The sequence below is a fragment of the Aeromonas sp. QDB18 genome, from assembly GCF_027705325.1.
GTDB classification, from domain to species: Bacteria; Pseudomonadota; Gammaproteobacteria; order Enterobacterales; family Aeromonadaceae; genus Aeromonas; species Aeromonas caviae.
This window is the reverse complement of sequence record NZ_JAPDBQ010000022.1, coordinates 25,015-38,193: the sequence shown is the minus strand read 5'-3', so window position 1 is coordinate 38,193 and position 13,179 is coordinate 25,015. Positions and strand designations below refer to the sequence as shown.

Annotated in this window: 15 protein-coding genes and 1 other RNA gene; 6 read left to right on the top strand and 10 right to left on the bottom strand. The window is 58.7% G+C overall.

What is annotated here, in order from left to right; all coding sequences use genetic code 11:
- Nucleotides 1-207: 207 nt before the first annotated feature.
- Both rnpB and rsmI read right to left on the bottom strand, forming a co-directional pair.
- Nucleotides 208-594, bottom strand: an RNA gene (gene rnpB / locus OKC30_RS05890) — RNase P RNA component class A.
- A gap of 62 nt (nucleotides 595-656) precedes the next feature.
- A complete protein-coding gene (gene rsmI, locus OKC30_RS05885) occupies nucleotides 657-1,490 on the bottom strand; it encodes a 16S rRNA (cytidine(1402)-2'-O)-methyltransferase (protein ID WP_069652269.1) in 834 nt (277 codons plus the stop codon).
- Between the two features lie 79 nt (nucleotides 1,491-1,569).
- On the opposite strand from rsmI, the gene OKC30_RS05880 reads away from it, so the two are divergent.
- From OKC30_RS05880 to dolP, 4 genes are read left to right on the top strand one after another with little or no spacing between them, the layout of a single operon-like run.
- The gene (locus OKC30_RS05880; RefSeq protein WP_160837574.1) at nucleotides 1,570-3,480 is read left to right on the top strand and encodes a penicillin-binding protein activator; all 1,911 of its coding nucleotides are present in this window, start codon (nucleotides 1,570-1,572) and stop codon (nucleotides 3,478-3,480) included.
- Nucleotides 3,398-3,793: a YraN family protein gene (locus tag OKC30_RS05875; protein ID WP_080770042.1), complete on the top strand. Its 396-nt coding sequence runs from the start codon at nucleotides 3,398-3,400 to the stop codon at nucleotides 3,791-3,793. Before OKC30_RS05880 ends, OKC30_RS05875 begins: the two co-directional genes overlap by 83 nt.
- Before the next feature lie 9 nt (nucleotides 3,794-3,802).
- Entirely contained in the window at nucleotides 3,803-4,393 is a 591-nt protein-coding gene (locus OKC30_RS05870) for a D-sedoheptulose-7-phosphate isomerase (RefSeq protein WP_010675848.1), read from the top strand.
- A gap of 4 nt (nucleotides 4,394-4,397) precedes the next feature.
- Nucleotides 4,398-4,976: a division/outer membrane stress-associated lipid-binding lipoprotein gene (gene dolP / locus OKC30_RS05865; protein ID WP_160837576.1), complete on the top strand. Its 579-nt coding sequence runs from the start codon at nucleotides 4,398-4,400 to the stop codon at nucleotides 4,974-4,976.
- 43 nt (nucleotides 4,977-5,019) lie between these two features.
- Here the strand turns inward: dolP and OKC30_RS05860 are convergent, their stop codons facing one another.
- The 8 genes from OKC30_RS05860 to zapE form a co-directional block, all read right to left on the bottom strand.
- Nucleotides 5,020-5,451 carry a ClpXP protease specificity-enhancing factor gene (locus tag OKC30_RS05860; protein ID WP_029314842.1) on the bottom strand — a complete coding sequence of 144 codons (432 nt, stop codon included), beginning with the start codon at nucleotides 5,449-5,451 and terminating at the stop codon, nucleotides 5,020-5,022.
- Nucleotides 5,448-6,077, bottom strand: coding sequence for a stringent starvation protein SspA (gene sspA, locus OKC30_RS05855; protein ID WP_039040485.1), 630 nt, complete (start codon nucleotides 6,075-6,077; stop codon nucleotides 5,448-5,450). The genes OKC30_RS05860 and sspA overlap by 4 nt, the downstream gene beginning before the upstream one ends.
- A gap of 87 nt (nucleotides 6,078-6,164) precedes the next feature.
- Entirely contained in the window at nucleotides 6,165-6,899 is a 735-nt protein-coding gene (locus OKC30_RS05850) for a cytochrome c1 (protein WP_160837578.1), read from the bottom strand.
- Nucleotides 6,896-8,113 carry a cytochrome b gene (locus OKC30_RS05845; RefSeq protein WP_010675853.1) on the bottom strand — a complete coding sequence of 406 codons (1,218 nt, stop codon included), beginning with the start codon at nucleotides 8,111-8,113 and terminating at the stop codon, nucleotides 6,896-6,898. Before OKC30_RS05845 ends, OKC30_RS05850 begins: the two co-directional genes overlap by 4 nt.
- Nucleotides 8,114-8,115: 2 nt before the next feature.
- Nucleotides 8,116-8,706, bottom strand: coding sequence for a ubiquinol-cytochrome c reductase iron-sulfur subunit (gene petA / locus OKC30_RS05840; protein ID WP_010675854.1), 591 nt, complete (start codon nucleotides 8,704-8,706; stop codon nucleotides 8,116-8,118).
- Between the two features lie 299 nt (nucleotides 8,707-9,005).
- The gene (gene rpsI, locus OKC30_RS05835; RefSeq protein WP_005336286.1) at nucleotides 9,006-9,398 is read right to left on the bottom strand and encodes a 30S ribosomal protein S9; all 393 of its coding nucleotides are present in this window, start codon (nucleotides 9,396-9,398) and stop codon (nucleotides 9,006-9,008) included.
- A 14-nt stretch (nucleotides 9,399-9,412) separates the two neighbouring features.
- Nucleotides 9,413-9,841, bottom strand: coding sequence for a 50S ribosomal protein L13 (gene rplM / locus OKC30_RS05830; RefSeq protein WP_005336289.1), 429 nt, complete (start codon nucleotides 9,839-9,841; stop codon nucleotides 9,413-9,415).
- A 266-nt stretch (nucleotides 9,842-10,107) separates the two neighbouring features.
- Nucleotides 10,108-11,202 (bottom strand): cell division protein ZapE, encoded by a 1,095-nt coding sequence (zapE, locus tag OKC30_RS05825; protein ID WP_109421762.1) that lies wholly within the window; start codon nucleotides 11,200-11,202, stop codon nucleotides 10,108-10,110.
- Between the two features lie 139 nt (nucleotides 11,203-11,341).
- Here zapE and OKC30_RS05820 point away from each other — a divergent pair, with 139 nt between their 5' ends.
- Both OKC30_RS05820 and OKC30_RS05815 read left to right on the top strand, forming a co-directional pair.
- Nucleotides 11,342-11,722, top strand: coding sequence for a YhcB family protein (locus tag OKC30_RS05820; protein WP_270662634.1), 381 nt, complete (start codon nucleotides 11,342-11,344; stop codon nucleotides 11,720-11,722).
- 81 nt (nucleotides 11,723-11,803) lie between these two features.
- Entirely contained in the window at nucleotides 11,804-13,162 is a 1,359-nt protein-coding gene (locus tag OKC30_RS05815; RefSeq protein ID WP_134996878.1) for a Do family serine endopeptidase, read from the top strand.
- The last annotated feature ends 17 nt before the right edge of the window (nucleotides 13,163-13,179 follow it).

Sequence of the window (13,179 nt, the reverse complement as noted above, 5' to 3'; positions counted from 1 at the left end):
TGCCGATGTGGAGCGGGTGATGTCACTTTGTAGCCGAGATTGGATAAAACTGACCTAATGTTTAATCCGATTGGTATAACAGATTGATATAAAATACATTTGTTAAACATAGCTAGCCCAACAGTAAATATCACGAGTCAACCGAGGCAGTACTTTATGGTTAATAAAAAGAGCCTTGCGATAAATCGCAAGGCTCTTCAGGAAAGAGGTCGGAGTCGGCCTGTAAGCCGGGTTCTGTACCGGGTTGCCCCGGGTAGCAATCATTCCTCTAGGCCAGCAATCGCTCGCTGGCTCAAGCAACCTACCCGCCCCCAACGCGGGCCGCGCCAATAGGGGCCTATTTGGTCTTGCTTCGGGTGGAGTTTACCGTGCCACGAACTGTTGCCAGTCGCGCGGTGCGCTCTTACCGCACCCTTTCACCCTTACCTGATCCCTTGCGGGCCATCGGCGGTCTGCTCTCTGTTGCACTGGTCGTAGGCTCGCGCCCCCCAGGCGTTACCTGGCACCCTGCCCTGTGAAGCCCGGACTTTCCTCCCCTCCGCCCGTCTGTCCCGAGGGACACAACGACGAAGCAGCGATTGCCCAGCCAACTCCTAGGCGCGGATTATAGCCTCGCGAGACGGACGGGGTAAACCGTCAATTCCGGTTTACGGCAATTAATAGTGCTCAAGACCGTATTTGTAGAGGGCGTTCTTCTTCACCCCGTGGATCTCGGCGGTGAGGGCTGCAGCCTTCTTGAGGGGCAGCTCGCCGACCAGCAGGCCCAGGGTGCGGATCGCCTCCGCAGGCAACTCGTCATCCACCTTGCTGGCACCGGCGACCACCAGCACGATCTCCCCGCGGCAACGGTTATCGTCCTCTCCGAGCCAGGCCAGCATCTCGGAGGCGGGCAGACCGTGGATGGACTCGAAGGTCTTGGTCAGCTCGCGGCACACCACCACCTGGCGCTCGCCAAGGATGCGAGCAATTGCTTCTACGGTATCCTGCACCCGGCGCGGCGATTCGTAGAACACCAGAGAGCGGGTGTCTTCGATGACGGCTTGCAGGCGATCATCCCGCCCCTTGGCCTTGGCCGGCAGGAAACCCTCGAAGGCGAAGCGGTCGGTGGGCAGCCCGGCGGCGGACAGCGCCGTGATGGCAGCGCAGGGACCGGGCAGCGGCACCACCTTGACCCCGGCTTCGCGACAACGGGTGACCAGGTGATAACCGGGGTCGCTGATGAGCGGCGTCCCCGCATCGGAGACCAGGGCCACGCTCTTGCCCTCCTTGATGCGGGCGATCAGCACATCCGCCTTTTGCTGCTCGTTGTGATCGTGCAGGGCAAAGGTCGGTACCGAGATCTGGTAGTGGCTGAGCAGGATCCCGGTATGCCGGGTATCCTCGGCGGCCACCAGATCGACGCTGCGCAGCACGTCCAGTGCTCGCTGGGTGATGTCGGCCAGATTGCCGATCGGAGTGGGGACTATATACAGGGTTGGGATGTCACTCATGGGAGCTCCGAGTGTCCCGACAATTGTGTCGCCATATTGGCCCGTTTACACTATGGAGAATTTCAACACTGGTCGGGGAATGAACTTGAACCGGGTTATAAAGCAGCTAAGTGTATCACGACTCTTCGGCATCCTACTCGCGGCAGTCCTGCTAGCCGCCTGTGCGTCGGAGCCCAATCAATCTTCCGGACAACCCGGCATACCGTCAGCCTTCTCGGATCTGACCAAGAATGCCCAGTGGTATCTGGAGCAGGTGGATCCCGCCAAACCGGCAGAGGCCTTCGTGTGGCAGATGATGGCAGCGCGCAGCTATCTGGCGCTCGGCCAGGCCAAACCGGCTGCCGCCCTGTATCAGCGGTTGCAGAAGCAGGCGAAGAGCCCGGAGCAGCAGGCACAGTTGCAACTGCTGCAGGCACACCTGCTGCTCGCCCAGGGCAACGCCAACCAGGCGCTGATCCTGCTGGAAGGCAAGCCGGATGTGGTGCTGGATGCCGATACCCAGAAGGACTGGTACCGCCAGCGCGTGGTGCTGCAGCTCGACATCAACAACAAGTTTGGTGCGGCCAAGTCGCTGATCCTGCTGGAACCTTATCTGGCCAAGAATGAGCTGGCCACCAATCACCAGCAGATCTGGTCACTGCTGAAAAGCATGACCCCCTCCACCCTGCAGGCGCTCGAAGAGGAGCCAGCTCCCGATGTGACCACCGGCTGGCTGCGTCTTGCGGCGCTGGTGAACGAATTCGGGGCGCAGCCGAGCCAGCTGGCCCGCCAGCTTGCCGGCTGGAAGCAGAGCTTCCCTAACCACCCTGCCCAGAGCGACATGCCGGCCGGCCTTGGGGATCTCGCTATCACGGACAACGGTTCGCTGCAGCAGATCGCCGTCTTCCTGCCGCTCTCCGGCAAACTGGAAGCCCAGGGCGCCGCCATCCGCAACGGCATGCTGATGTCCTACAAGGAAAATCAGAGCCAGTTCACCCTGAACTTCTACGATACCCAGGGCAAGGCGATGGGGGACCTCTACAAGCAGGCCATTCAGGAAGGGGCCAATATGATCATCGGCCCCCTGCTCAAGGATCAGGTGGAGGAGCTGCTCAAGTCGAGTCCGACCGTGCCGGTGCTGGCGCTCAACGAGCTGGACAAGCCGATCGTCAACGACAACACCTTCTATTTCTCGCTCTCCGCCGCTGCCGATGCGAGCCAGGCGGCCCAGTACCTCTATGGTCAGGGCTACCGCAAGCCGCTGCTGATCGCGGCACAAGGCCGGATTGGCTACAGCAGTATCAAGGCGTTTGAACAGGCCTGGGCCGGCGTCAGCCAGGAGAAGCCCGTAGTTGCCACCTTCGGGGCACGCAACGAAGTGCAGGGCATGGTCAAGAACGCTCTGAGCGGCCGTTCCACCGCACGAGCCGGGGAGATTGTCCAGCTGTCCGATGCCGCGCCGCGCAGCATCGACGCCGTCTATGTGGTGGCCAACAGCCTGGAGACCCGGATGATCAAGCCCTATGTGGACATCTCGGTCAATCCCATGGGCAGCCTGCCCATCTACAGCAGCTCGCGGGGATACGACGGCGGGACGACCGAGGTAGCATCCGAGCTCAACGGCATGCATATCTCCGACATGCCACTGCTGCTGGGTGGCTTCGAGACGCAGCGTGAACAGATAGCCCTGCTCTGGCCCCAGACCCAGGGCGACCTGCTGCGCCTGTTCGCCCTCGGCTACGATGCCGTCAGCCTGGCAGGCAACCTGCCGCAAATGCGCAAGGTCAATGCCATGCAGCAACCCGGCATGAGTGGCCAGCTGAGCGTGGATCCCCAGGGCAACATAGTGCGCATGCTGGACTGGGCCACCTACCAGAATGGCAAGCTGGTCAGCGACAGCGCAGCCCCCCAGCTGGAGGATGCGACTCATGAAGAGGCTACTGACACAACTTCACCAGCAGTGGTTGAACCTGTTGCCGTCGGCAGCGACGAGCAAGGGACAACACTTTGAGCAAATAGCGGAACGCTGGTTGCAGGCCCGCGGCCTGCAGCCCGTGACCCGCAACTACCGCTGCCGTGGCGGCGAGATCGATCTCATCATGCGCCAGGGGGAGACCCTGGTGTTCGTTGAAGTGAGATATCGCGCCAACGCCACTCATGGCGGTGCAGCCAGCTCGGTCACCCGGCGCAAGCAGCACAAGATCGTGCTGGCCGCGCGCCACTATTTCAAGCAACATGCCATCAATGAGGCCAACCAGGCCTGTCGATTCGATGTGATCGCGTTCGAGGGCGACCAGCCGGACTGGATCCAGAACGCGTTTTAAGAGGACCCCATGACTGATCCCATCAAAGAGAATTACACCGAGAGCATCCAGACCAAAATAGCTGCCGCCGAAGCACTGCCGGATGCCATCCATACGGCAGCCCAGATGCTGACCATCTGCCTGCTCAATGGCCACAAGGTGATGGCATGTGGCAATGGTCCTTCCTCGGCATTGGCACAGCTGTTCATTTCCGAACTGGTAAACTGCTATGAAACGCCTCGCCCGTCCCTGCCCGGTCTCGCCCTGACGCCCGACATGGCGACCATCAGCGCCATCGCCACGGATCACGGTTTCGAAGAGGTCTATGCCAAACAGATACGTGCTCTGGGACAACCAGGCGACATCCTGGTGGTCATCACCACGACAGGCAACAGCCGCAGCCTCATCAAGGCTGCGGAGGCCGCCCTCTCCCGCGACATGACCATCATTGTTCTCGGTGGCGGAGACGGGGGAGAGATCGCCGGTCTGCTGGGCCCCAATGACGTGGAGATCCGCGTTCCTTCCGCTCGCCGTCCTCGTATTCTGGAAGTGAACCTGTTGACCCTGCACTGTCTCTGTGATCTCATCGACCAGACACTTTTCCCGCAACAGGAAGACTGAAACCATGAAGAAGCCTATTCTCGCTCTTGCCCTGCTGACCGGCGTCCTGCTGCTGCAAGGCTGTGCTGCCGTGGTGGTCGGTGGCGCGGCTGGCACCGCCAAGGCGAGCGGCGATCGCCGCACCCTGGGTGCCCAGTGGGACGATCAGACCATAGAGCTGAAAGCCGCCAACCTGTTGGCCGACAACAAGCCCCTGAGCGCCGCCAGCAAGATCAGTGTCTACAGCAACAACGGCCGTGTGCTGCTGGTGGGTCAGACACCCTCTGACGCTTACAAACAGAAAGCGGGCAGAATCGTGAGCCGGATTGAAGGGGTTCGCCATGTCTACAACGAGCTGCGCCTTGGCAAACCAGTCAGTATCGGCGTGCGCAGCAATGACACCTGGATCACCTCCAAGGTGCGGGCCGACATGCTGGGCACCAAGAACTTCGATAGCGCCAAGGTGAAGGTTGTCACCGAGAATGGCGAGGTGTTCCTCATTGGGTTGGTCACCCGCCAGGAAGGGGATCAAGCCGTGGAAATCGCCCGCCACGTCAGCGGCGTTAAGCAGGTGATCAAAGCCTTCGAGTTTGCCCAGAATTGACCATCTGGCAGGATGAAAAAACGCAGCCTTCAGGCTGCGTTTTTTATTTGATGACTTTCAGAGTCGGGCGACCGCTCGGGCGCGGTGGTTCCGGCTCGGGGTCAACCGACGTGGGTGTCTGTGCCTGTTCCAGCCAGAGGTCATACCCGGGCTCAGGCGGGAACAGGGTCCCCACTCCGTTCTCCCTGGCATGGATGGCCAGTACGGCCGCCATGGGGATATAGACCTGCTGCGATACGCCACCGAAACGGGCGCTGAAGCTAACAGCGTCATTGTCCATGTGGAACTGGCCCACGGCCCGGGGGGCGATGTTCAGAACAATCTGGCCATCCTGCACGAACTGCATCGGTACCATCACATGGGGAATGTTGGCATTGACCACCAGATGGGGAGTCAGATCGTTATCCAGCAACCAGTCAAAAAACGCCCGCAGCAGATACGGGCGACTGGGTGTCATTGTCGGTTCCATGCTCATACGCCGGCACGGATCTCGCGCTCGGCCTCGGTCAGGGAAGCCTGGAAGGATTCACGCTCGAACAGGCGAACCATGTAAGCCTTCAGCTCTTTGGCGCCACGGCCGGTGAAATCGATGCCCAGGCTCGGTAGACGCCACAGCAACGGCGCCATGTAGCAGTCGACCAGACCGAACTCTTCGCTCATGAAATAGGGCATCTCGCCGAAGATGGGGGCGATGGCCAGCAGGTTGTCGCGCAACTCGGCACGGGCGGCCTCGGTATCGGTGCCCGCCATGATCTTGTCGGCCAGAGAGTACCAGTCCAGCTCGATGCGGTGCATCATCAGACGGCTGTTGCCGCGCGCGACCGGATAAACCGGCATCAGGGGCGGATGCGGGAAACGCTCGTCCAGATACTCCATGATGATGCGCGAGGTGTACAACGCCAGCTCGCGATCCACCAGAGTCGGTACAGTGTTGTACGGGTTCAGCTCGGCCAGCTCATCCGGCAGGTTGGCAGGATCAACCTGGCAGATATCCACGCTAACACCCTTCTCCGCCAGGACAATACGCACCTGATGGCTGAACATATCGTTGGCACCGGAAAACAGCGTCATTACCGAACGCTTATTGGCAGCTACAGCCATTGAACCCTCCCGTCATTAAAAAGCAGAAACGGCAATGAAGCATGTCTGTCTTCATTGCCGTGCGTCATATTACTCCGATCTGGTCGCTTAGTGAACGTCGCGCCAGAATTCCTTCTTCAACAGCACAGTGAAGATGAAGAAGATAGCGATGAATCCGAGTACCCAGAAGCCCATACGTTCGCGCTCCTGCTGCACCGGCTCAGCCGAGTAGACCAAGAAGTTTACCAGATCCAGTACCGTCTGATCATATTCTTCGTTGTTCATTTCACCGTTGCCGTCAGATTTGATGCTGACGACTTGCTGCATCTCCACGCCATCCAGGGTGTGCGTCTTGAACTCGGCGCGGGGCGTCCCCTGCAACGGCTCCAGCACATGGGGCATACCCACGGACGGGAAGACGGCGTTGTTCACCCCGAATGGACGGGTCTCGTCCACGTAGAAGGAACGCAGATAGGTGTAGATCCAGTCTGCACCACGCACCCGGGCAACCAGGGTCAGGTCGGGGGGCGGCGCGCCGAACCAGCGCGCAGCATCCTTCTCGGACATGGAGCTCTTCATCAGATCGCCGATCTTGGCGCCGGTGAAGACCAGGTTCTCCTTCATCAGATCGTCCGGAATACCGATGTCGGCCGCCACCCGGTTATAACGCTGGTACTGGGTGGAGTGACAGCCGGCACAGTAGTTCATGAAGGTGGCGGCCCCCCGTTGCAGGGATGCCTTGTCACTCAAATCGTACTCCGCCTTGTCGAGAGGGAAGCCACCGCCAGAGGCCAACACCAGACCAGGCAGCAGGGCCAGCACTGCAAAAATTATTCTTTTCATTTGAATGTCACCCTCTCCGGCAGCGGCTTGGTGTTCTCATTCTTGCTGTAGAAGAACAACAGGACGAAGAATCCGAAATAACCCAGAGTACAGAGTTGTGCAATCAGCGTCAGGGTCGGGGTTGATGGCAGCACGCCCAGCACCCCCAGGATAATGAAGCAGACCACGAACTGGGCGATGTTCAGCTTGTGCAGGGTGCTGCGGTAACGCACCGAACGCACCTTGCAGCGATCCAGCCAGGGCAACAGGAACAGCACCACGATGGAGAGGCCCATCATGATGACCCCCAGCAGCTTGTCAGGCACCGCACGCAGGATGGCGTAGAAGGGGGTGAAGTACCAGACCGGGGCGATATGCGCCGGTGTCTTCAGGCCATTGGCCACCTCAAAGTTCGGTTTCTCGAGGAAATAGCCCCACATATCCGGCTTGAAGAAGATGATGGCACAGAAGAAGAACAGGAAACCGGCTACCCCGATCATGTCCTTCACTGTGAAATAGGGGTGGAACGCGACCGCATCCAGTGGCCAGCCGTTCTCGTCCTTGTGCTTCTTGATGTCGATGCCATCGGGGTTGTTGGAGCCCACCTCGTGCAGCGCCAGGATATGCATGGCCACCAGCATCACCAGCACCAGCGGCAGAGCGATGACGTGCAGGGCAAAGAAGCGGTTCAGGGTCGCACCCGAGATGACATAGTCCCCCCGGATCCACAGGGTAAGATCGTCACCGATAACGGGGATGGCACCGAACAGCGAGATGATGACTTGGGCCCCCCAGAACGACATCTGCCCCCAGGGCAGCAGGTAACCCATGAAGGCCTCGGCCATCAGTACCAGGAAGATCAGCATGCCGAAGATCCACAGCAGTTCCCTTGGCTTCTGGTAAGAGCCGTAGATCATGCCGCGGAACATGTGCAGGTAGACCACGATGAAGAAGGCGGATGCCCCGGTTGAGTGCATGTAACGCAGCAGCCAGCCGTAATCCACATCCCGCATGATGTATTCCACGGAAGCGAAGGCACCTTCCGCCGAGGGGTTGTAGTTCATGGTCAGCCAGATGCCGGTGATGATCTGGTTGACCAGCACCAACATGGCAAGCGAGCCGAAGAAGTACCAGAAGTTCAGGTTCTTGGGCGCCGGATACTTGGCCATATGGTCGTTGTACATGGCCGTGAGCGGGAAACGATCATCGATCCAGCCCATGAGTTTGGCAAACATGGTCAGGCCTCCTTGCCATCGGCACCGACCAGAATGGTGGTGTCGCTAAGAAATTGGTATGGCGGAATGACCAGGTTCAGCGGTGCGGGGACGCCCTGGAACACTCGACCAGCCATGTCGAATTTGGAGCCATGGCAGGGGCAGAAGAAGCCGGAAGTTACCCCTTGAACCTGCTCGCCGAAGCTGTCGGGCAGATAGGAAGGGGAGCATCCCAGATGAGTGCAGATGCCAACGGCCACGAAGATTTCCGGTTTGATGGATCTGTAGCCATTGTGGGCATAGTCCGGTTGCTGTGGCTCGTCTGACGCAGGATCCCGCAGCTTGTCATCGTGTGCAGCCAGAGCATCCAGCGTCTGCTTGGTACGCTTCACCACCCAGACCGGTTTACCACGCCACTCGACGCGGATTAGCTGGCCCGGCTCCAGCTTGCTGATATCCACTTCAACCGGGGCGCCTGCCGCCTTGGCTTTGGCACTCGGATTCCATGACTTAATAAACGGCACTGCGGTAAAAGCAGCTCCTACACCGCCAACGGCAACCGTTGACCAGGTAAGAAATCTGCGGCGACCGGTATCAACTGGCGCATTGCTCATCCAAAAACTCTCCCATGTGGACTCCGCTCATTCTTATAGTGTCCCTGTTTACTTCTCCTCTCCCTCTGACAACTGCGATGGAAGCGGAGTGGCAATTGACACAGAAAGACCATGGAAATTTTAAAGAAAAGATAACAATTTGACAAGAAAGGGAGTCGATGGGCAAAAACAATAAATACACAATTTTTTGTCTTTTGTGACGTATGCTTAGCATTGCCACATGTAACATTACCAATAAAAAAAGCCTGGCAAATTGCCAGGCTTTTTTGACACTCCTGAGAGTGCGTACCAAAAGCGAATTAACGCTTGGAGTACTGCGGACGCTTACGCGCTTTGTGCAGACCGACTTTCTTACGCTCAACCTTACGGGCATCACGAGTAACAAAGCCAGCTTTACGCAGTTCGGAACGCAGGGTCTCGTCGTACTGCATCAGAGCACGAGTGATACCGTGGCGGATCGCACCAGCTTGACCGGAGATGCCACCACCGTTAACGGTGATGTACAGATCCAGTTTCTCGGTCATCTCGACCAGTTCCAGCGGCTGACGAACTACCATGCGGGCAGTCGGACGGCCGAAGTATTGCTCCAGGGAGCGCTGGTTGATTACGATTTTACCGCTACCCGCTTTGATGAATACGCGAGCAGTGGAGCTTTTGCGACGGCCGGTACCGTAGTATTGATTTTCTGCCATGTTGCCAGTTCCCGTTAGATATCCAGTACTTGAGGTTGCTGAGCAGCATGAGCGTGCTCTGCGCCTGCGTAAACTTTCAGCTTACGGAACATGGCACGGCCCAGCGGGCCCTTCGGCAGCATGCCCTTGACGGCAGCTTCGATTACCATTTCCGGCTTACGCTGAATCAGCTTGTCGAAGCTGATGGACTTGATACCACCCGGGAAACCGGAGTGAGCGTGGTACATTTTGTCGGTAAATTTCTTACCGGTTACGTGTACCTTCTCAGCGTTTACAACGATGATGTAGTCACCGGTGTCAACGTGCGGAGTGTACTCGGCTTTGTGCTTACCACGCAGACGAGCAGCGATCTCGGTTGCGATACGACCCAGAGTTTTACCTTCTGCGTCCACAATGTACCAGTCACGTTTTACGGTTTCTGGCTTGGCAACGAAAGTTTTCATTAAGTTAAACCCAATTACCTGTTACAGACCCAATTGCTTATGGGGGCTCTCCCACAAACAACAAACGATGGCCTACCTGTACCCCTTCGAATACAAGTAAAGCTTAAAGTGTTGCTGTCTTATCGACAGCTGTAACGTGGGCCGGGCGATTATAAGTGAAGTTGCCTTAAATATCACCTGCTAATTTCACTGCCATGAAGCTAGCAAATGTCGCCCGGCCCTACCTGCCGCAGATGCCCATCCGACTGGCAGGCGCGGTATTGTGACTAAGGAAGGTGCACTCTGGCAAGGTATTCGTGCGATTGCATCTCCTGAAGCCTTGAAAGGCAACGCTTGAATTCGAAATTCAGCAGGCCTTCGCCATAGAGCCCGGTCATGGGGACCGCCGCCGATATGATGAGCTTGACGTGCCGCTCATAAAACTCGTCCACCATGGCGATGAAGCGGCGGGCCGCGTCATCCGTGCCGCTGCCCATGGGTTGCACATTGGCCAGCAGGACGGTGTGGAACTCACGGGCCAGTTCGATGTAGTCGCCCTGGGAGCGTGGAGTACAGCACAGCTGTTCAAACTCCATATAAAGCACCCCTTCCCCCACGCCCAGTGCACTCAGTTGGCGATGGTTGACTTCCAGTGCGGCGGCAGTCACCGGCCCAATCCCGGTCAACTGGCTGAAATAACGATCCAGGTTGCTCCTGGCCTGCTCATCCAGCGGGAAGTGATAGATCTCTGCCTGTTCCAGGGTTCGCAGCCGGTAATCGACACCGCCATCGACATTGATCACCTCGCAGTGACGCTCGATAAGCGCGATAGCAGGCAGGAAGCGAGCACGCTGCAACCCGTTGCGGTAGAGATCCTGAGGGGGGATGTTGGATGTGGCCACCAGCACTACGCCATGGCCAAAGAGTTCCTGGAACAGAGTGCCGAGCAGCATGGCATCCGTGATATCCGAGACGAAAAACTCGTCGAAACAGATGACGTCGGTCTCGTCGGTCAGCTTGCGGGCGATCAGCTTGAGCGGATCGGACTGACCGGTCAGCCCTCTGAGCTCGTCGTGCACACGGTGCATGAAACGGTGGAAGTGGATGCGCAGTTTGCGCTCCCCCGGCAGGCTCTCAAAAAAAGTATCCATCAGCCAGGTCTTGCCTCTGCCCACACCGCCCCACATATATAACCCCTGGACGGGGTCACGGGTTTTCGGCTTTTGCAGCCAACCCAGCAGGCCACGGGATCTGGTCGGAGTCGGGCTTGCGCACAGATCCTGATAGAGTCGCTCCAGGCGGGCGACTGCCATGGCCTGGGCCGGATCGGCCACAAAGCCGGGGCGCTGCAAATCCTGCTGATATTTTTGCTGCGGGGTCATCCTGTAAACCGCCTCCAAGTCCCTGAATGAGGGACAAAATGGTATCACGCTCTCGGGGGGCACGGTATAGTGCCAACGAGGCGTTGCGGTCCATCCGACCGCTTCAAATTCATCGTGTTAGCTGTAACAAGGAGCTTCTATGACTCTGTTTAACGGGATCCTGCCGGCGATCGCCGCCCTGATCATCGGCGTGCTGATCGGCCGCTTCTCTGTCCGTAGCCGGGATGCCGGACGCCTGGAACAGGAGCTGAAAAAAGCCCACAAGGAGCTGGAAAGCTACCAGGGGCAGATCACCACCCACTTCGCCGACAGCGCAGCCCTGATGGAGCAACTGGCCGAACAGTACCAGACCCTTTATCGCCATATGGCGGAACAGAGCAAGTTCCTGGCCAAGGTACAGGAACCACTGTTCCGCGAACCCGAAGTGGAAGAAACAGGCGATGCCGCCAACAGCGAGGAGCCGGGCCTTCCTCCCCGCGATTACGCCGGTGCGTCCGGCCTGCTCAAGCAGCCGGGCTGATCGTCGGTTGAACTAATTACGCTTTATCGTGGTCAGACCTTGACGATTGCACTGCAACTTTTTCTGGGAGCTGTTTCTCATATGCGTAAATCTCTTTCTGTATTCAGTGTCTTAGCCCTCAGTGTCGGTATCGCCATGTCCTCAGCACCGGCGCAGGCCGCACTGCCCCTGATGGCGAACAACCAGGAGATGCCGAGCCTGGCCCCCGTCCTCGAGCAGGTGACCCCTGCCGTGGTCAACATCTCCGTCTCTGGCAAGAAGATCACCCGCCAGCGCCTGCCGGAACAATTCCGCTTCTTCTTCGGCCCCAACATGCCTGACGAGCAGGTGAGCGAGCAGCCCTTCCAGGCGCTTGGTTCCGGCGTCATCATCGATGCCAAGAAAGGCTACGTGATCACCAACGCCCACGTGGTCCACGAGGCGGACGAAATCAAGGTCAACCTGAAGGATGGCCGTGAGTATGCAGCCAAGAAAATAGGGGAAGACAAACAGTCGGATATCGCCCTGCTGCAAATCAAGGCCGAGGATCTGGTGCAGATCAAGTTCGCCGACTCCGACGAGCTGAGAGTCGGTGACTACGCGCTGGCCATCGGCAACCCGTTCGGCCTGGGCCAGACCGTCACCTCCGGCATTGTCAGCGCCCTGGGTCGCAGCGGCCTCAACATCGAAAATCTGGAGAACTTCATCCAGACCGATGCGGCCATCAACTCCGGCAACTCGGGCGGCGCCCTGCTCAACCTGCGCGGGGAGCTGATCGGCATCAACACCGCCATCCTGGGCCCCAACGGCGGCAACATCGGCATCGGCTTTGCCATCCCGTCCAACATGGTGCGCGATCTCTCCGAGCAGATCGTGAAATACGGCGAAGTGCGCCGTGGCCAGCTGGGGATTACCGGCACCGAGCTCACCAGCGAAATCGCCAAGACCTTCGGCTACAACAAGAAGGACGGTGCCTTCGTCAACCAGGTCATGCCTGACTCCGCTGCCGCCAAGGCAGGCATCAAGGCAGGCGACATCATCATCAGCATCGATGGCAAGCCCATCCGCTCCTTCGGCGAGCTGCGTGCCAAAATCGCCACCATGGGGGCCGACAAGCAGATCTCGCTCGGCCTCATTCGTGACGGCAAGGAGCAGACCGTCAAGGTCACCCTGAAGAAGGCGGATGACAGCGAGATCCTGGCCAGCGCCCTGCATCCGGCCCTGGAAGGGGCCAAGCTGAGCACCATCACGGACCCCGTGACCGGCGTGGCAGTCTCCGACATCGATCCCCGCTCACCGGCAGCCGCCTCCGGCCTGCAGAAGGGTGACATCATCATCGGAGTCAACCGCCAGCGCATCAACTCCATGGGTGAACTGACCAAGGTGTTGAAAAACAAGCCGGAAGTCCTGGCGCTGAACATTCAGCGCGGCGACTCCTCGCTCTATTTGGTGATCCGTTAAGCCCCTCACACCCGCGG

Excerpts from the sequence above, each read along its gene's own strand:
- OKC30_RS05870 (WP_010675848.1), top strand. The coding sequence starts at position 3,803 with ATGACTGATCCCATCAAAGAGAATTACACCGAGAGCATCCAGACCAAA.
- petA (WP_010675854.1), bottom strand. The coding sequence starts at position 8,706 with ATGAGCAATGCGCCAGTTGATACCGGTCGCCGCAGATTTCTTACCTGG.
- OKC30_RS05850 (WP_160837578.1), bottom strand. The coding sequence starts at position 6,899 with ATGAAAAGAATAATTTTTGCAGTGCTGGCCCTGCTGCCTGGTCTGGTG.
- sspA (WP_039040485.1), bottom strand. The coding sequence starts at position 6,077 with ATGGCTGTAGCTGCCAATAAGCGTTCGGTAATGACGCTGTTTTCCGGT.
- OKC30_RS05860 (WP_029314842.1), bottom strand. The coding sequence starts at position 5,451 with ATGAGCATGGAACCGACAATGACACCCAGTCGCCCGTATCTGCTGCGG.
- OKC30_RS05820 (WP_270662634.1), top strand. The coding sequence starts at position 11,342 with ATGACTCTGTTTAACGGGATCCTGCCGGCGATCGCCGCCCTGATCATC.
- rsmI (WP_069652269.1), bottom strand. The coding sequence starts at position 1,490 with ATGAGTGACATCCCAACCCTGTATATAGTCCCCACTCCGATCGGCAAT.
- OKC30_RS05875 (WP_080770042.1), top strand. The coding sequence starts at position 3,398 with ATGAAGAGGCTACTGACACAACTTCACCAGCAGTGGTTGAACCTGTTG.
- rpsI (WP_005336286.1), bottom strand. The coding sequence starts at position 9,398 with ATGGCAGAAAATCAATACTACGGTACCGGCCGTCGCAAAAGCTCCACT.
- dolP (WP_160837576.1), top strand. The coding sequence starts at position 4,398 with ATGAAGAAGCCTATTCTCGCTCTTGCCCTGCTGACCGGCGTCCTGCTG.
- OKC30_RS05815 (WP_134996878.1), top strand. The coding sequence starts at position 11,804 with ATGCGTAAATCTCTTTCTGTATTCAGTGTCTTAGCCCTCAGTGTCGGT.
- OKC30_RS05845 (WP_010675853.1), bottom strand. The coding sequence starts at position 8,113 with ATGTTTGCCAAACTCATGGGCTGGATCGATGATCGTTTCCCGCTCACG.
- OKC30_RS05880 (WP_160837574.1), top strand. The coding sequence starts at position 1,570 with ATGAACTTGAACCGGGTTATAAAGCAGCTAAGTGTATCACGACTCTTC.
- zapE (WP_109421762.1), bottom strand. The coding sequence starts at position 11,202 with ATGACCCCGCAGCAAAAATATCAGCAGGATTTGCAGCGCCCCGGCTTT.
- rplM (WP_005336289.1), bottom strand. The coding sequence starts at position 9,841 with ATGAAAACTTTCGTTGCCAAGCCAGAAACCGTAAAACGTGACTGGTAC.